The 17,817-nt window shown below is 40.3% G+C and carries 22 protein-coding genes; 16 read left to right on the top strand and 6 right to left on the bottom strand.

Translation table 11 applies throughout. The features are described from left to right. Positions 1-88: 88 nt before the first annotated feature. On the bottom strand, positions 89-310 hold the full coding sequence (locus tag FTU65_RS02545) for a hypothetical protein (protein ID WP_078191424.1): 222 nt from the start codon (positions 308-310) through the stop codon (positions 89-91). 568 nt (positions 311-878) lie between these two features. On the opposite strand from FTU65_RS02545, the gene FTU65_RS02540 reads away from it, so the two are divergent. From FTU65_RS02540 to FTU65_RS02520, 5 genes are all read left to right on the top strand, one after another. Next, the gene (locus tag FTU65_RS02540; protein ID WP_168379278.1) at positions 879-1,892 is read left to right on the top strand and encodes a GTP-binding protein; all 1,014 of its coding nucleotides are present in this window, start codon (positions 879-881) and stop codon (positions 1,890-1,892) included. 65 nt (positions 1,893-1,957) lie between these two features. After that, positions 1,958-2,488 carry a YaeQ family protein gene (locus tag FTU65_RS02535; RefSeq protein ID WP_078191423.1) on the top strand — a complete coding sequence of 177 codons (531 nt, stop codon included), beginning with the start codon at positions 1,958-1,960 and terminating at the stop codon, positions 2,486-2,488. Between the two features lie 114 nt (positions 2,489-2,602). Beyond that, positions 2,603-3,226, top strand: a complete 624-nt coding sequence (locus FTU65_RS02530; protein WP_180011469.1) for an MgtC/SapB family protein — start codon at positions 2,603-2,605, stop codon at positions 3,224-3,226. 80 nt (positions 3,227-3,306) lie between these two features. Continuing rightward, positions 3,307-3,645 carry an FKBP-type peptidyl-prolyl cis-trans isomerase gene (locus tag FTU65_RS02525; RefSeq protein WP_180005310.1) on the top strand — a complete coding sequence of 113 codons (339 nt, stop codon included), beginning with the start codon at positions 3,307-3,309 and terminating at the stop codon, positions 3,643-3,645. Between the two features lie 127 nt (positions 3,646-3,772). Further along, on the top strand, positions 3,773-5,629 hold the full coding sequence (locus FTU65_RS02520; protein ID WP_373687874.1) for a diguanylate cyclase domain-containing protein: 1,857 nt from the start codon (positions 3,773-3,775) through the stop codon (positions 5,627-5,629). Between the two features lie 144 nt (positions 5,630-5,773). Here FTU65_RS02520 and FTU65_RS02515 read toward each other — a convergent pair whose 3' ends face one another. Then, on the bottom strand, positions 5,774-6,220 hold the full coding sequence (locus FTU65_RS02515; RefSeq protein ID WP_078191420.1) for a GNAT family N-acetyltransferase: 447 nt from the start codon (positions 6,218-6,220) through the stop codon (positions 5,774-5,776). A gap of 436 nt (positions 6,221-6,656) precedes the next feature. Here FTU65_RS02515 and FTU65_RS02510 point away from each other — a divergent pair, with 436 nt between their 5' ends. After that, positions 6,657-7,145, top strand: coding sequence for a hypothetical protein (locus FTU65_RS02510; protein ID WP_168379275.1), 489 nt, complete (start codon positions 6,657-6,659; stop codon positions 7,143-7,145). On the opposite strand, the gene FTU65_RS02505 is transcribed toward FTU65_RS02510, so the two are convergent. Genes FTU65_RS02505 through FTU65_RS02495 form a run of 3 tightly spaced genes read right to left on the bottom strand, consistent with a single transcriptional unit; the run spans position 7,127 to position 9,472 of the window. Continuing rightward, positions 7,127-7,690, bottom strand: a complete 564-nt coding sequence (locus FTU65_RS02505) for a TetR/AcrR family transcriptional regulator (RefSeq protein ID WP_180064919.1) — start codon at positions 7,688-7,690, stop codon at positions 7,127-7,129. The genes FTU65_RS02510 and FTU65_RS02505 overlap by 19 nt on opposite strands. Positions 7,691-7,740: 50 nt before the next feature. Further along, positions 7,741-8,631, bottom strand: a complete 891-nt coding sequence (locus FTU65_RS02500; protein WP_180011475.1) for an alpha/beta fold hydrolase — start codon at positions 8,629-8,631, stop codon at positions 7,741-7,743. A gap of 55 nt (positions 8,632-8,686) precedes the next feature. Continuing rightward, a complete protein-coding gene (locus FTU65_RS02495) occupies positions 8,687-9,472 on the bottom strand; it encodes a crotonase/enoyl-CoA hydratase family protein (RefSeq protein ID WP_180007551.1) in 786 nt (261 codons plus the stop codon). Positions 9,473-9,694: 222 nt separating this feature from the next. On the opposite strand from FTU65_RS02495, the gene pnuC reads away from it, so the two are divergent. From pnuC to FTU65_RS02475, 4 genes are all read left to right on the top strand, one after another. Beyond that, complete coding sequence (gene pnuC, locus FTU65_RS02490; protein WP_180005315.1) at positions 9,695-10,279, top strand: nicotinamide riboside transporter PnuC; 585 nt, start codon at positions 9,695-9,697, stop codon at positions 10,277-10,279. Between the two features lie 77 nt (positions 10,280-10,356). Beyond that, positions 10,357-10,656, top strand: a complete 300-nt coding sequence (locus FTU65_RS02485; RefSeq protein ID WP_180007552.1) for a hypothetical protein — start codon at positions 10,357-10,359, stop codon at positions 10,654-10,656. Between the two features lie 424 nt (positions 10,657-11,080). Further along, entirely contained in the window at positions 11,081-11,254 is a 174-nt protein-coding gene (locus FTU65_RS02480; protein ID WP_180011477.1) for a hypothetical protein, read from the top strand. Between the two features lie 177 nt (positions 11,255-11,431). Next, on the top strand, positions 11,432-11,929 hold the full coding sequence (locus FTU65_RS02475) for a DUF2505 family protein (RefSeq protein ID WP_078192225.1): 498 nt from the start codon (positions 11,432-11,434) through the stop codon (positions 11,927-11,929). Between the two features lie 54 nt (positions 11,930-11,983). Here the strand turns inward: FTU65_RS02475 and FTU65_RS02470 are convergent, their stop codons facing one another. Then, entirely contained in the window at positions 11,984-13,264 is a 1,281-nt protein-coding gene (locus tag FTU65_RS02470; RefSeq protein ID WP_180064917.1) for an MFS transporter, read from the bottom strand. A gap of 377 nt (positions 13,265-13,641) precedes the next feature. Here FTU65_RS02470 and def point away from each other — a divergent pair, with 377 nt between their 5' ends. From def to FTU65_RS02440, 6 genes are all read left to right on the top strand, one after another. Continuing rightward, positions 13,642-14,124 carry a peptide deformylase gene (gene def / locus FTU65_RS02465; RefSeq protein WP_180064916.1) on the top strand — a complete coding sequence of 161 codons (483 nt, stop codon included), beginning with the start codon at positions 13,642-13,644 and terminating at the stop codon, positions 14,122-14,124. A gap of 192 nt (positions 14,125-14,316) precedes the next feature. Beyond that, positions 14,317-15,528: a GGDEF domain-containing protein gene (locus FTU65_RS02460; RefSeq protein WP_180064915.1), complete on the top strand. Its 1,212-nt coding sequence runs from the start codon at positions 14,317-14,319 to the stop codon at positions 15,526-15,528. Positions 15,529-15,546: 18 nt separating this feature from the next. Further along, the gene (locus FTU65_RS02455; RefSeq protein WP_180064914.1) at positions 15,547-15,699 is read left to right on the top strand and encodes a hypothetical protein; all 153 of its coding nucleotides are present in this window, start codon (positions 15,547-15,549) and stop codon (positions 15,697-15,699) included. Then, entirely contained in the window at positions 15,689-15,925 is a 237-nt protein-coding gene (locus FTU65_RS02450) for a hypothetical protein (RefSeq protein ID WP_180066328.1), read from the top strand. Before FTU65_RS02455 ends, FTU65_RS02450 begins: the two co-directional genes overlap by 11 nt. Positions 15,926-16,015: 90 nt before the next feature. Continuing rightward, on the top strand, positions 16,016-17,056 hold the full coding sequence (locus tag FTU65_RS02445; RefSeq protein ID WP_180064912.1) for a molecular chaperone DnaJ: 1,041 nt from the start codon (positions 16,016-16,018) through the stop codon (positions 17,054-17,056). Between the two features lie 170 nt (positions 17,057-17,226). Next, complete coding sequence (locus tag FTU65_RS02440; protein WP_180064987.1) at positions 17,227-17,577, top strand: endonuclease domain-containing protein; 351 nt, start codon at positions 17,227-17,229, stop codon at positions 17,575-17,577. Positions 17,578-17,817: the final 240 nt, after the last annotated feature.

Raw genomic sequence — 17,817 nt, 5'->3', positions numbered from 1 at the left:
TTCATTTAGCACAACATTCTATTAATGAGGGATAAATGTTGAGCAGCAGACTAAATGAATTTAGCGTGTGGAGTACGCTATTCGTATATTACTGAGCAGGTTGAGCTGGTGCAGAACCTTCAGCATTTGCTTCTGAAGCAGGTTGAGCAGCAGTACCTTCAGCAGCAGTTGTTTCAGTCGCTGGCTGTTCTTGAGTGCTAACCACTACTTTTTCTTGTTCAGGTGCTTCTTGTTTATCTTTGCTCGCAGCAAAACTTGTTGCAGCTGCAGCAGCTAGAGTAGAAGCAAGTAAAATTTGAGTTAATTTCATTTTGAGCATCCTTATATATTTTAGTAAGTCCTGAAAAGATCATCACGTCCATCAGGAGAGAACTCATGCTAAATTGAGAAAACCGAGTGATCAATGCGAGCAACAAAGTGAAACAGACTGGTTAACTGGATGAATACATAACCGTCCATCCTGTGTTTTAAATGTAAAAAAATATCGGAATCTTCATTTAACTTTGCAAGAAAAAATGACCAAATCGACTTCATGATTCATTCATTGTTTACATGATGATTACATCGAAGTCGTAATTAAGCTGAATCCAGAATTTTCACTAAAATCCAAATGTAAGGATTCTTTTCGATATGGCTATTTTTTTAAATATAAGAGTTAACTTTGCCAATAAAATGTGACCAGATATGTCATGCATTCATGCAAATGGAATAAATAGGCTGTTTAACAGCCAGATCATCATTCAATGCCTCGGATACTAGGCTAATCTATGCTTTAGGAAAATGAAGACGGAGAAATGAAGACTAGGCTTGCAGCATTTTTTTGAAATCATTATGGTAAAGGCCATCAATCATTGGCTATTTATTTGAGTGACTCACTTTTGAAATTAGTTTCTACCCACGGTGCGATTCCGGTTCATATTATTTCTGGCTTTTTAGGTGCGGGTAAAACCACAGTTTTACAGCAGTTATTAAAGCAAAAGCCAGCGGGCGAAACTTGGGCCGTACTGATGAATGAGTTTGGGCAAATTGGGGTCGATCAACAGATGTTGCCGCAAGATCAGGGCTTTGCGGTGAAGGAATTATTGGGTGGATGTCTATGTTGTAGCAGCCAACTGCCGATGCAAATTGCGTTGTCACGGTTATTGTCAGAGGTGAAACCCGACCGACTGTTTATTGAGCCGACAGGTTTGGGGCATCCGGGACAACTTTTGGAGCAATTGACTGAGCCACATTGGCATCCGCATTTAGCCATGCGAGCATTGGTGACCGTGGTCGATGGCTCACGCTTACATGATCAAGATTGGACTTCGCAAAACCTGTATGCCGATCAACTCAAAGTGGCACAAATCGTTGTGGTGTCTCATGTCGATTGTATGAGTGATGCCGATCAAGCTGGTTTGGAACGACTCAAACAAGCGTATTTACCGTATCAGCAGCAATGGATCAATGTCGTCAAAGGTGAATTAAAACTGGCAAATATTGATCTTGCCTATGTGGGAAGTCCTCGTAAAATTCAGCCTTTATTGGCGATGCAAAAGCAAACGTTGGTCGATGTACCCACAGAAATTAAACAGTTGCCTTATCATTATGTTGAATCCGCTCAGGGCTATAGTGTCGCAGGTTGGAAACTCCCAAAACGATGGATTTTCGACTTTTTTGAGCTGTTAGATTTACTCTGTGAGCAGCAAGATTGGCTACGGATCAAAGGTATTTTTCAGACAGACCAAGGTTGGAAAACCTTTAACTTTAATCCTGATCAGTTTAATTATCAGTCGAGCGAGGAAAGTATCGATAATCGTGTCGAAATTATTTACCAAACTGAACGTGAATGGCTCGAATTTGAAGATCGATTAATGCAGTGCCGTATCGATGCCGATAAAGCGGAGAAATAAGTAAATCAGCGCAGCAAAAGCTTGCTAAATCTTATATGCTAGGCGCCAAATTTGAGGACTTTACCATGGCGCTAAAAGCTACAATTTATAAAGCAGATTTGAACATTGCCAATATGGATGTACACCAATATGGTGATTATCAATTGACGATGGCTTTGCATCCTTCTGAAACGATTGAGCGTTTGATGGTGCGTGTCTTGGCATATGCACGCTATGCAGATGAAGCATTAGAATTTACCAAAGATCTTTTCGAAACAGACGAACCAGCGCTGTGGGAAAAAGATTTAACAGGTCAATTGGTGAAATGGATTGAAGTCGGTTGCCCTGACGAAGATAAAGTCAAAAAAGCCAGCGCACGTTGCCCACACGTTGCTGTGATTACCTATGGTTCTTCAGTAGACGAATGGTATAAACGCAACAGCAAACTGAAAACCCTGAAGAATGTTGAAATTTGGCAATTATCTGAAGCGAGTACAGCTGCCATTCAAGAGTTATGCGAACGAACCATGTCTTTACAATTAAACGTAATGGATGGCGAATGGACTTTGATTGGTGATAAAGCTCAAGCGGTGATTGAATGGACACAATTGCAATAAGTTTATCATTTGATTTAACTCTTCATGATGGGTGTGAGTTTAGGCTTGCATCCTGACTATAAAATTCGGTATATCTACAAACAATGAGAAAATTTTAAAGATGGGGAGCAGCCGATGTACCCTGATTTTTATTTGTTATTTGTGGCGCTTATGATTGGCGCTGTCATTGGTACGGAACGTGAGTACCGAAGTAAGTCGGCAGGTCTGCGCACCATGATTATGGTCAGTTTAAGTTCATGTTTATTTACTATCTTATCGTTACGTATCGGCGTTGATAGTCATGATCGAATTGCGGCCAATATTTTGACTGGCCTCGGCTTTTTGGGTGCGGGGGTAATTTTTAAAGATGAAAATCGAATTTCAGGCATTACCACAGCAACTACCATTTGGATGACCGCTGCCTTAGGCATGGCTGCGGGAGCGGGCTATGTCATGCTGAGCTTGATTGGTACGGTAATTGTGCTGATCGTTTTAATTGTTTTGATTTATATTCAAGCGTGGATTGAAGCGAAAAACCAAGCACGGAGTTATCGTATCGTTTGTCACTTTCGACAACAAACGCTGGATGACTATGAAGAGCTGTTTAAAACCTATCAAATGCAAGTGGTTCGTAGTGTGCGACATAAAACTGAACATAAAATCAGTGGGCGTTGGATCTTAATTGGCTCTGCGACAAACCATAGAAAATTAACTCAAGATCTAATGAATGATCAGGATATTCTGGAGCTCAATTTTTAACAGCGTATTTACTACGGCATCCAAAGTAATCCTGTTTATAATAGGGTTTTATTTTGATTGCGGCATTTGAGGTTGAGAGCATGAGCAAAGAATTAGAAATTATTGACTTAGTGGTAGGCGAAGGTAAAGAAGCGGTTAAAGGCGCTTTGATTACAACACACTATACAGGCTGGTTAGAAGACGGCACTAAATTCGATTCATCACTGGATCGTGGTAATTATTTTGAAACGGTAATTGGTACAGGCCGTGTGATTAAAGGTTGGGATCAGGGCATCATGGGGATGAAAGTCGGTGGTAAACGTAAGTTAATCGTACCATCACATTTGGCTTATGGTGAGCGTAAAATGGGTAATGTAATTCCTGCCAATTCAAATCTTATTTTTGAGATTGAATTGTATGACGTAAAAACTCGCGATTAATACAGTGACTGTTTTAGATCGATGACATGGACGTTATTGATCAATTGGATAAAATAGATGTTGTTATTTTTGTCTTTTACCGTAGATTAGAATAATTACTCGAGTATAAACGCAGGAATCAAAGCCATTGTATTTACAGTTGCCTTGTACCAGATTGTTCTGGGTTTTTACCTTTATTATTTTTACACTGGCATTTACTGTATCGACTGTTCAAGCACAGTATGAAACTGCGCCTAAATCATTTTATTTAAAGCATCAAAACGAAGTTAACCAAATCTACTTCACAGAAGATACCAGTAGCCTATTGCAAGGCAAATGGTTGTTTTATCCAAATCAATTTTTAACGTCTCCAAGTTCAGTTCTGGTCGGTCAAACGGTCTATCTGCCTGCTTCATTTAAAGACATCACAGGGGATAGTAAAGGCTTTGGGACATTTACTGGACATTTCCAAATCCCCAAACAATTTATTGGCCGTCGTATCGCAATATTGATTCCAAATCAGTACGGTGCGTATCGGGTATTTTTAAATGGTGATGTGATCGTCCGTTTGGGTGAAGTGGGACAAACTGAAGCAGAACAAAAAACGGAAAATGCGCCGCGAATTGCCTATTTTGTGGCACAAGATGAATATTTCACCTTAACCATTCAAGCTTCGAGTTTTAACAGTATGCATGGCGGGTTTGAAAACCCGATGCGTATTGGTATTGCTAAGACAGTAAACCGCCAATTCCAACAACAAATGATGAGTATTGGAATGGTGTCGGGCGCCGTCTTGGGTGTGGGACTATTTACGATTCTATTTTCAGTCTTCCGAGGTTTACGCGGCCGCAACAGCCGAAGTAACTTGGTATTTGGCTTATTTATTGTCTTTTTAGCATTCCATAATTTATTTTCAGCACCCTATGCCTATACCACGTTTACCGATATCAATTGGTTATGGGGCACGCGTTTAGACTATTTATTTACTTATTTTGCGTCGATTTTCTTTTTAAGTTATATCCACTTACTTAGTCGTCGCTATTTATTTACGCTAAATTATCAGATCGCGATGTTGCTATTGTCTTTGAATATTTCAGTGACTTTTGTTTCGACGCCTGAGATTTTTCAGCCTTTGGCAACCTACAGCTTTGCTTATGTGATCGTTGTTCTGAGTAATTTTGCTTATGGTTTTTACCTAACACTGAAAAAGAAAGAACCGTATTCAAAATTAAATTTAATCGCGGTTATTTTCCTGTGCATTACCTTTTTAAACGACTTTTTGCTGATGATGAATTTGATTGATTCAGTCAATTTATCGTTCATTTCAACCAGTTTGTATGCCTTGTTGATCATGTTTCAGCAATCGCATCATTATGCACAGCAGTCGATGCATACGGAACAGTTGAATAATAGTTTGCTTGAGCTAAACAGTTCACTCGATCAGAAAGTCAAAGAGCGCACCTTACAGCTTCACGAGCTGAATAAAAAGCTAGAGCTACAAATTCGTATTGATGCCTTAACGGGGGCATTCAACCGCCGTGCACTGAATGCTGAAATTCAACGCTTATATTCGGAAGTCCGTTTTCATAGCCATCGAACACTGGTCTTTGCCATGTTAGATGTTGATTATTTTAAAAATTATAATGACCACTATGGACATCTCAAAGGCGATGAGGTGTTACAGCAGATCGTGAAAACCATGCAAAATACCCTGCCAAGTTCAGCCTATGTGGCTCGCTACGGGGGAGAAGAGTTTGCCATATTGATGCATGATGTTCCGTATGCGATTGCCCAAGAGCAATTACAATTGGTACTCGAAGCCATGCGTAATGAACAGCTTGAACATGTTAATCGGGGTGATGACAAAAATTACGTCACTCTAAGTTTGGGCATGGCATGGATGGATAAGCAAAATGACTTTGACAGTATCGAAGCTTTAATGAAACATGCAGACCATTATTTATATATGGCCAAACAGGCAGGACGCGATCAACTTAAGCCTTGATACCTAGTCGTAAACGGTTTAAAACTTTGTGGAGGTATCGGTAGTATCCATTGCCAATACTTATTTAGATTGATCTCTCTTTAAATTCACCTATCATAATCATCCTATTTGAAAATCTATCTTTTTATGAGGTTTGCCTCTCTACTAACAGAGCTGTTTGACCAATTTGAGCGGAACATCGGCAGGCTCAAAATCCTGATGTGCGACAAAGCCATATTTTTGGTAAAAGGCGAGTGCCGTATGAGTACTTTCTAGACTGATCTCGGTAATATTCTTTTTCCGGACGCAGTGCATCATGTTTAACAATAACGCCTTACCAATGCCTTGGTACTGACGTTCAGGGCAGATATAGTTCAGTAAAATTTGTCCCTGATCACTGACTAAAATAAAGCCGACCACTCGATTGTCACTGACGTAGACCCAACTGTCGTTGTAAAGCATCCACATTAAAATATTTGATTGGTTTGCCTCCTCAAGCCAAGTTTGAATCACACTTTCATTACGTTGATGGTCCTGGATACATGAACGAATGCTGTTGTGAATCACGTGAATAATTTCGGGTATGTCCTGGATTTGTGCTTCGCGTATCATAATTTTTTCTTTTTATAAAAAACTCCAACAGCCTGCCATTTCAGAAGATATCGCCCTGTGCTTAAAGAGGCTTATTGTTGCGTTTTATGTTTTTTTTGCTGCCATTGCGCTGTTGGGTTGGGTTTTTATTTCAAAATTGTTGCAAAATTTACAAATGTATATTTATAAATTAATCATTAAATATGGATAAATAACCACATAAATGCATCTAACTATACTGTTTTTAAAGTAATAATAGATCTTTTAGAAATGTATACATACTCAATGATTTCAGCAGGTGTAATAGTTTGAAATAAATTAGCAAAGAAAATAGACCAAATTTCAGCTTTAAAATAATTTTGTATGAATTTTAAACGTTATTGTGCGTTATATTAGTCCATAAAAATATTCGATGATTCAAGATGTGCATGCGCGTCATCGGCAGTAGGTTGTTATTATGGTTAATTTTCTCATTGTGATATGTATTCTGATCGCGTTGTCTGCAGCGGGCATTGTGGTCAAAAAAATCCTAAAAACAGAAAAATATCGTCAAAAATATACGCGCTACCAAGCACCAGAAAAATCGAACAGTATCTCTTTAGCATCGAATGATGATGCTATACGCCAAGTCGATCAGGTCATTGAAGTTGATGAATATGAACAGCAACTTTTTGATGATATTGCGGAAATTTTCTTTCAACAACAATACAAATTAGATTCGCTACAGGCAGCCGAGCAGTTACAAGAAGTCTTTTTACGTCGCATGCCAGTGAATTGTAAAACTCAAATTCGCCAATTAGATTTGAATGAATGGTCGATTTATTGGAATTTTTACAATCAATCACTCGAGTATTATTTAGGCCGATACGGTGAGTTTTATACACATGTCGACCGTTTTGGCGAAGAACATAAAATTGAATATCGCTATCAAGACTCCGCAAGTTGAAGCAAAATGCGATCTTGGACTAAATCGAGATAACTCAAATCATCGGTTATTCGGGCCATTAAAATAGCGCCTTCATAATCAGCCAAGCTGATTTTGGCAAGTTGAGCGGCGTGTTCGATGGTCATGCATCGCTTAAAAAACACTTCAAAGGCGAGTTGCCACTCCTGAAAGATGGACTGTAATTTTGCAAAAATCTCGGCAGGTAAATGTTGCCGCTCCATACTTAAGATCCCGACCAAACAGCCTAATCCACCTTGGCTAAAAAACTGGATGGCCTGTTGATGGATGTGCGAGAAAGCCTGTTGAGGTGAGGTAGTAGTTTGCTGTAATTGCTGAAAAATACTGTGCTTTAACTTCACGTGTGTCAGGTTTAAAATTTCCATCAGCAAAGCGTCTTTATTCGGATAGTCATAATAAAACGCAGCTTTTGAAAGTCCACAGGCTTCAGCCAATTTCCCCATGCTGCAGCCCATATAGCCATAGCGTTTAAAGGCGTGTGCTGACTGTAGTAATAGATGTTCTGAGGTGTTTTTCCGTGGACGCATGTATCTCTCTATCCAAATAAATCACTATGATGTGTATAAAGTAAATTGGTTTAACCGACTAATAGTTCGTCAAACCTTCCAATGACTTCCTGCCATAAGGGTTCAGCACCTTTGCGGAAATATCCCATATGACCAATCTGTTTTAGACCATAATCTTGCGCTTCAATATTGATATAGTGCATTGATGCTTGCGCATAATGTTGCATAAAAGCATGTCGTGAATTGGGTAATGCCCAGTCATCATCGAGCGCAGCGACCGCATAAATCGGCGTTTGAACTGCAGCATATTGTTGAGATAGCTCACTCAGCTCAGGGTCGGCAAAGAAATAGGTTGGGTTTTTACACCAACGACGCCATTGCTTATAGACATCGACAGGAAGGTCAGCGCCCATATTGAGTTTGCTCCAAGGCAAATACCCTTTGACGGCAACCATCGGCGGAAAAACGATATTCCACATCACATGAACTTTCATTTTTTCTTTAAAGGGCATATAGCCATGCCAACCTGCGCCAGTGCCAAAACAATACATGGCACGTATCTGATCATGATTTGAGGTAAGGCCTAGTGCTTGACCGCCATAGGAGTGTCCCACTAGAAAAGTTTCCTGACCGTGTTGTTGCATATAAGCTATGGCACCAGAAAGGTCATAACGTCCCCAGTCAAGATAAGACATCTTAAAGCCTTTAAGTTTTGACGGTGCAGAACGTCCAATACCACGATAATCAAAAGTCAGTACTTGATAACCGAGTTCTGCGGCATACTCGGCAAATCGACGGTAAAATTGTTGAGGTACACCTGTCGCACTTGAAATAATAATATTGGCCTTAGCGGCAGTATTAGGCCGATATTCAACGCCTGAAAGCGTATAACCATCGGTTGCTGTGAAACTCACAGGTGTACTATGTATTTCTTGCGTTGCTTGTTCTAAATCCGTTGGCATAATTTTTCTCTTGATGTTGCAGGGCGTTAAAGGTTTATTCGATTTATCCATAGGCTTATTTGCCCTGAAAATTGGCTGCGCGACGTTGTAGCATGGCCATCACGCCTTCTTGTACATCTTGTGTTTTTAGTAATGGCTGTAAGTGCTGATCTAATTGAGCAAAGGCAGCATCGGCTCCCAAATGCACACCTTGCTGTGCTGCAGCGAGTGTTGCCTGAACCGCCAGTGGTGCAGCCTGCGCAATTTGTTCCGCAAGTTCAATGGCACGAGATAAGGGTGCTTGGTCAGTGATTTCAGTCACCAAGTTCATGTCATATGCCGTTTGCGCATTGAAACGTTCACCTGTGAGTAAATAGCGCATGGCTTTATTCCAACCCGCTGCTTGGACAAAACGAACTGTTGCACCACCAAAAGGAAGAATGCCACGTTGCACTTCCATTTGAGCAAACTCCGTGTGACGCTGTGCGATCACGATATCGGCATTCAGCATGAGTTCAATACCCGCTGTAAAACAGAACCCTTGTACCGCGACCACAACTGGTTTTTTTCGTTGTCGTGAGTTGGTTCCCCACGGATTAATTTGCTGATCAGGAAAATTAAACAGCCCGCTGCCAAGTTTGGGTTGTAGTTCGACCAGATCTAGACCCGCAGTAAAATGATCGCCATGAGCAAAAATCACCGCACAGCGTAAATTTGGATCATCTTCATATTCAGTGAGCGCCAGTGAAAGGTCATGAATTAAATGACTGTCAAACGCATTTCGTTTATCTGCACGGTCCAAACCGATTAAATAAAGATGACCACGAATTTCTCGACTTACACGACCTTGTTGTTCTGACATTTGGATAATTCCTTCTAATTATTCTTTATGCATAGCTAAGTTTTTAAAAGATTGTTAGAAAACTGTCAAAACTGATGCGTTCAAAACATCAAAATCATCGTCTGGTGGATGAGTGGTTTGATTTAAAATTTACAGAGTTGATATGAAATAGTGTGTGATATAGCTTGCCTTTGGGCTGATTTTTTCCATAATAGCTGCAGCTTTTTTAAGGCCCAATCAACCATGTCGAACTTAGAAATATTTGCAGTTATTATTAGCTTAATCGGGGTGAGTTTAACCATTAAGCGAAATATGTGGTGTTGGTGGTTTAACTTTGCAGCTTTTTTGCTGTATGCCTACTTGTTTTATACCTACAAACTTTATGGCGAAACCATTTTGCAGTTTTTCTTTGTGGTGGTGAACTTCTACGGTTTTTATCACTGGTTGAAGGGCAAACAACAAGATCATGACATCCGTATTGAACCGATTGCGACCAAACTCGTGATCTTTCAAATGCTCTTAGCAGCGGTGGGCGGTTTGATTTTTGGTTTAAGTTTGCACTATTTTACCGATGCAGCCGTACCGATTTTGGATGCACAATTGGCCGCGTTTAGCTTACTCGCAACGTATTGGACCAGCCGGAAACATATTGCTACTTGGGTGCTTTGGGTATTTGTCGATATTATCTATGTGGGTATGTTTATATACAAAGACCTGTATCTCACTGCGGCGTTGTATGCTGGTTTTGTGGGCTTGGCGGCATTTGGTTGGTGGCAATGGACACAAGTCAAAAATAAACAGCAGCAACAGGCGATGAAAGCTTTATAAGGATCATTGGGTGATGGCAAAGCTACTTTTAATAGCCGATTCCGAACCCGATGAATAAGTAAAGAGCGTGCAGAGTCATGATTATCGACTTTCAACTTGAGCAGCAACTGCGTTTTGATCGACAAGCTGGGTTTCTATTGCAGCAAAAAGCGAGCTTTTTTCAGTTTGAACAAATAGCAGATGTGTATAACGCTGAATGGCTCAATGCATTTCCACAAGGCACGCAATGTAGCATCAGCGGTTTGGATGATGGTGCAGATGAATACGGCATCCAAATCAGTTACAAACACCAAAGCGTTTTGATCGATTATTCACAAGTAATCAAATTGGTACACCGTGATCGGGATGGTGTGGTGCATAGCATGATCTTAAATTAACAACTGATGTTACGCACGTAAAAGTACTTATGCACTTTTAAAATGATTTTTAAGTCTATTCGACGGAGTCTTACATCTAAAGATTGAATAAAGGGATTAGCCTTCGGCTGGAGGTACTCTTACGGAACATTGTTTCTCATTCGGCAAAATGAGAAGCGTGCTTCGTAAAGAAACCATCTTGCGGTGCAATGCACCTCACCGACAAAACTCGTTCACTACCGTCAAATTATTCAAAGCATCGCAAAAACATTTTTGATTAGAAGTAGTCCTGTCTCAAACACTTGCGGATGACCTTACCGCGTATCGTTCTTTTATTTGAAGTAAATTGCGCTTTGATGGTTACTGCATAACATCAGTTAATCAGCTATGTATTGAACTTTTTCATCATTATGGCTCGCACTGCACGTCTTATGAACCCAGCGCTTTGATACATGCAAAACCAATACAACAGCTGCCTGAACAAGCCAGCTTTGATATTTTTAGCCTCGGCTTCGGTCATTGGTACGCAAAGTTGTCCTATGCAGGGATGTATTTAAAAATCGATGCGGGCTGGGAATTTCAGCTCGAGTTTAAAGATAAGCATGGGCAAATCTATTAAAAAGTCCTTTAAGGCAGAGTCCAATGAGTTGCTGTATGGCAATTCTGTTTTTCTAGCTTGGTTTCAGGTCAATGACAGCCATAACGCTTTTCGATTTAATTAAAAGCACAGTTTTAGCAACTGTAGACTGGGCGAAATAAAACAATAAAACCAATATTGACCTTAAGGATTACGAGAATGGCACATCAATTTACCGTCAATGCCACAATTCATGGCGTTTCACTTGAAGATTTTAAACGACTAGCCGCAGATATCAGCTTGCATGAAGCGGTGTGCAAACGCATACCGGGTGAAAATCTAGAAATTTTAGAATCAAAAAAAACAGGCGATATGTATACCTTAAAACGTGCCTATAACCTTGATGTAAATATTCCAGATATTGCCAAGAAGTTTTTAAAAGATGCGTTTCGTCTGAAACGTACGGATATTAGTAATTTGGCGGCATTAACATCTGACGTCAAACTAGATCCGAACCTACCGCTCGAAGCCAGTTGTAAACGAAGTGTCAGTGGTGATGCAACACAAGTGAGTTTCAATTTGGACTGGACGGTGAAAGTCAAAGTTCCACTGATTGGTGGATTACTTGAAAAACATGCAGAAGGTGAAATTCGTCGTTTTAGTCAGCTTGAGATTGAAATTGTAGAAGATGAATTGCGTAAAAATTTAAAAGCCTGAATTGATTTGAAAGAGATTTAAAAAAAGCGGTCATTGACCGCTTTTTTTATTATTTTAATGAGATGTTTTTTCAAAACGTTGACGATAGAGCATCGCAGTAAAGAAGGTCACCAAACAGACGGTCCAAATATAATACATGGCGCCAATGTTGCTGTATAAACTCAACCATTGAACCAATGGCAAGGTGATACCACCCGCGATGGCATAGGCCAAATTGTATGAAAATGAAATGCCCGAGAAACGAATCTGTGCAGGGAACATTTTCACCATACTATAAGACACCATACCAACCGTACCTGATGCCAAACCGAGCAGCATATAGAGCGCAAACACGGTCGATGCTGCCACATGACCCAAGCTGTTATAGAACACGCCCGCGATTATTGCGACAAGGAGTGAACCGAACAGCATCACTTTACCCGCACCGAAGCGATCTGCCAAAAGACCTGCCAAGATACAACCGACCATTTGCATCACAATAGCGGCACTTTGCATTTTAAAGGCATCGGCACGTTCAAAACCAAAGACGCCCGTGAGTAAATTTGGCATCGCTAAAATCAGCACAACAACGCAGCCAGTTAAGAACCATGTAAACAGCATACCAATCACAACGCCTGTTTTGTGCTGTTGCAGTACTTGTTTCACTGGAAGCTCTTTAGCCAATTGTTTCTTTTCTTGCATGGCTTTAAATACAGGCGTTTCTTTTAAATAACTGCGGAGATAGAGCGCAACAAAGCCAAAGATCCCGCCTAAAATAAATGGAATCCGCCATGCCCAATCATGGATTTCTGACTCTGTAAATTGTAATGAAATAAACAAAGACATCAGTGCGCCCAATAAGATACCCAAAGATAAGCCGGCAGTGAGTAGGCCGTTGGCGATCCCAATTTTTTGCTCAGGCACATGCTCTGAAACAAAAGTCCATGCCGCAGGGATTTCGCCACCAATCGCGATCCCTTGAATCACGCGCATCAGTAGGAGCAGGAGTGGTGCTGCATAGCCAATACTTTCAAAAGTTGGCATCACACCGATCATCAGTGTAGGCAGAGCCATGAGTAAAATAGACAAACTAAATAAACGCTTACGACCAATCAAATCGCCAAAATGCGCCATCACCACACCACCCAATGGGCGGAAAAAATATCCGGCTGCAAAAATACCGTAGGTATTCAGCATCGCCCAAAATGGACTGAGTCCAGTGGGGAAAAACAGTTCCGAAATAATTTTGGCATAAAACACATAAATAACGAAGTCATAAAACTCTAAAGCACCACCGAGTGATGACAGTCCGAGGGTACGTTTATCTTGACGAGTCAGGCGTGGCTGAGCTTCCATGCAAATATTTTCCAACAGCAAATAGCATGCGATGATTTTAGTGATTCAAATTTTTATTGAATAATCAAACTTTTTTGCCTTATTAAAAACTTATAGTTATGGAAATATCATTAAATAAGAACAAAATAATATAGATAAAGCCACGTTAATTTAAAAAGTGATAGGCAATGGGCGATGGTGTGCTTTAATTTTAAATGATAAATATCAATCATATAAAGATTTATGATCCGCTATTTTATTCAGTACTCTATATAAACCATAAAAGATTCAAAGCCATAGCACACTGCTGTTTTATACTCAGAACCGATAATAATGAACACAGCATCGTCATTATAGTCAACGTGATTTAAGTCAGTTAGACGAAAAAGGATAAAAACATGAGTCATATTGCTGCTGTTGCACAGCGTGGTGAAGCGATTTTGACGCTCACTGCCGCAGAGGTACAAGCATCTGAAATAGGTTCTGCATGGTTAACTGCACTGAGCGAAACACTTTATGCCACCATGCTTGAACGTCAAGGTGTAGGTATTGCCGCACCGCAAATTTATGTTTCTAAGCGGCTGATTATCGTAGCTTCACGTCCTAATCTACGCTATCCAGATGCGCCTGAAATGGAGGCGATTGTCATGGTGAATCCAGTGATTACATCTCGATCGACAACCACGGTATTGGGTGAGGAAGGCTGCTTAAGTGTGCCGAATGCGCGTGGACAAGTCCCGAGAGCCGAACAAATTAGCGTGCAATATTTGACGCTTCAAGGTGAAGTCAAAGAGAAAACCCTGAATGGCTTTCCCGCACGGATTGTACAACACGAGGTCGATCATCTGAACGGGATCTTATTCACCGAGCGTTTAGAATAGGAGAACGTGTCAATTTAAAAAATAGAATGAGACCAATTTGGTTATTAAAAATAGCGGAAAAGTAAATTGAATAGTGGTGCAAGTGAAGTTTAAAGGCTTCAAATGTTGCATTCTTAACTGTGAAAATAGACTTTCTTTTTGAAGCTAAAACCTTGTATAACTAGCGAAATAATAAAATAAAAAAGTAGATTAATGGGGAAGAAATGGGGTAATGCTGTCCGTACGAAATGGGGCGTACAATGGCGTAAATTGAAGCATCTTTTGTTTGAGTCGGACTATCTCATCATCAATTGGTCTGACTACGATAAAGGGCGTTTACTCCTCATCTTTGGCATGCTGAGTCAAGTTAGCGTGTTGAAGTGGTGCATCATGAATTTTTATTATTCGACCAATCGGATCTGGTTTAATCCGAGTGCGCTCAAGTTTAGGATCATGGTCGCTTGTATAGTCCTACTCAGTTATGGCCTATTGGCAGTACTCAGTCTTTATTTCAGAAAATATTTAAATTTCAGACTGTTTTTTAGCTATTTTGCGCCCGTCCTGTTTGGGATCGGCATGATCTATGGCGGCTATATGATCGGGATCTATAGTCCTGCCACCATGGCGGGGACGGTCAATCTGCTGATGGTCGGTTTGGTTTTTTATCGTCCTGCAATTATGCTCAGTATTACATTTCCGATCACACTGTTTATTGGCTACATTTGCTATCAAACTTCGATTGACCATCTAGAATATGCACCGATTTTCAGCCCAGCTTTAAAACAGAGTGAGTTTTACGACAACGCCTTTTGGCTCATGAGTATGGCGGAGTTGTATTTGCCCATATTGATCGTCAGTGCAGTATTTTTTCAGATTTTGCTTTTACAGTGGCGACACCGTGAACAAAAGATGGAAGTCCTCAGCCGTGTTGATGGCCTGACCAATGTGTTTAACCGTCGTTATGTCAGTCATGAACTTGATACGCTCAGCAAACAGACACGGCCTGAATTTGCAGTGGTTTTGCTTGATCTCGACCATTTTAAATTGATCAATGACCAATATGGACATGATGCAGGAGATGCCGTTTTACAACGTGTTGCTCAAATTTTAAACGACAATACTCGTGTACAAGATGTGGTTGGGCGTTATGGCGGTGAAGAATTCATTTTAATTCTAAAAAATCAGAGTTTAGAGCAGGCGATAGAGGTCGCTGAACGTTGTCGATTGGCCATTTCTGACGCTGAAACCATGATAGCCAACCAACATATGTTGAAGATTAGTGCAAGTTTTGGTGTAGCAACTGCGATCGAGGGGACACCGTCTGCTATGGTCACGCGTATGGCCGATCAAGCGCTGTATATGGCAAAGCAACAAGGTCGTAACCAAGTACGCAGCTTTCGTGAGTTAAAATTGGCAGAAGATTAAATAATTTAAACGATAGTTATGCAGCAATTACAATTTCAGCTCGGATTAGCGCAGCTCGACTTTCAGACCGAGCAACAGAATATTCATTTTGATCATGGCTTAGCGGCGTGGGTACAAAAATGTGTTCAACAGCGCTTCATCTGTAATGAGGCAGCGACTATTGCAGAATGAATCTGTCGCGAATAACCATATTGTTTTAGATCTGACTAATATTTCTTTGATACACGATGTTGGTGTCCGAATGTTGTTTGAAGGTGTAGATCGTTTAATTGCGGATGGTCATCGCGTGGCAGTGGTCGACTCTGAGCATCTTTTGGAACAAAGTCGAAGTCATGCAGGACATGAGGTGGTGGTTCGGGAAGAGTTGAGTCAATATTTGCATCGGTTTGAGCGTTAATTCATAAAACGTGATTTTTGATTTAGGCAAAGGGCTCATAAGTTTAGTGCTTAGATCGGCTATAATTTTCTTTTTGCGTTAAATTTGCTTATGTCTTTTGAGTTAAAAGTCAGTTTACTCCCGAGTGTTGAAGCTTTATCCCCACAGCATAAAAAGCTGAACAAACTGATTGAGCAAATCGAACAGCAAAAGCAAGACTTACAGCTTTGGCAAAATGCCAAAAGTGAAATTCAGAGCTATATTCAGTTAAAACTTGTGCCGATTTATCGTGATTTGCATGCAGTGTACTACCGTCAGCTCACACAGCTTTGGCTGCATCTACAACAAGAAGACTTTGCCAAAGCAGATTTAGCACAGCTGGATGCAAAATTGACGAAACTGTCTAAGCAGCTTAAAAAATCCAACTACTTAAATACTGCCGAACTTGAAAAGGTTGCAGAGGTTGATGTTTTTTATCAGCAGCATCATGCACATAATCAAAAGCCGAATAAAAAGGGCAAGTCAGCACAAGCAGAACAGCTAAACACAAATAGTCATGTTGATATAGAACTGGACGCTGCAGAACAACATGAGTCTTATGAAGCGTGGGACAGCGAACAATATCAACGTGAGAAAGAAGAGCATCAGCGCAGACGCTTAGCGCAAAAACGCGAGCAAGCTGAAAAGTTAGTGAACCAATCACTGAAAACCGTGTATTTAAAAATTACCGCCATGATTCACCCAGACCGCGAACCTGATGAAACTAAAAAAGCTGAAAAAACCGAATTGCAGCAAGTGGTGAACCAAGCCCATGAAGCACAGGATTTGTTTTATTTATTAAAGTTGCAATTACAGCTTGAGACCAATAAAGGCAAAAGCCCTAAAGCCTTAACCGATGAACATTTAAAGTTTTATAAAATGGCGCTTGAGGCACAAAGCCAACGCCTCGCCAATCAAATAGATGACATTACGGATAGTTTCCATTGGAGTGAAAAACCGAAGCCCAAAAATATGCAGGTGAAAGATGTGTATAAGGTGATTGATGGTGATGTTTCAGTGCTAAAAGAACAAGTGAAGTGGGAAAAAGAACGGCTGAAATATATGGAGAAGGTGAAGGGGCTGGAAGTGTTGTTGGAGAATGGGGTTTTATAAAAGCACCTCTCCCTAACCCTCTCCTAGGAGGAGAGGGGATTTCCATTATTGATTGAATTTTGGGTAAAATTTAGCTGTTATATTTTTTAAATTAGATAATTTAAATTAAGTGATGTCACAATGAATGTTCCCTCTCCCTATGGGAGAGGGCTAGGGAGAGGGAAATAAAAATTAAAATTGACCCTGCATTATTAGAATTCGCCAAATCTATGCGCCACACCGCCACAGATGCAGAACACCTGATGTGGCAACTTCTCCGCGCTAAGCGTTTTATGAATCTGAAATTCCGTCGTCAGCATGTGATTGAGCCTTATATTGTGGATTTTTACTGCCATGAAATTGGTTTAGTGATTGAGTTGGATGGTAGTCAGCATGGAATGGAGGATGCTGTTGAATATGATGCTGAACGGACTAAGTTTTTAGAGGCTTTGGGTTTAACTGTTGTGCGGTATTGGAATCATGATGTGTTGAGTCGGAAGGATGTGGTGTTGGAGGATTTGTGGCGGGCCTGTTCTGATTGATAGTTTAGATTATTCAGTTTTTATACTTTATTATCGGGAGGATTTTAATTATTTTATCTCCACGTTGAGGGTGAATCTAAATCTTGCCTAATCATTTTATTTTTTTGTAAATAACTATAGCTAAATACCAAATAAATCATTACAGTAATCTTTAAATAATTTATCAATATCTTTAACTCTAAACTTAGTTCGAATCGCCTTGACTCGTGACCACATATTTTCTATTGGATTTAAATCTGG

Source organism: Acinetobacter sp. YH12129, from assembly GCF_013418685.1.
GTDB lineage: Bacteria > Pseudomonadota > Gammaproteobacteria > Pseudomonadales > Moraxellaceae > Acinetobacter > Acinetobacter amyesii.
This window is presented reverse-complemented; position numbering and strand designations above follow the sequence as displayed.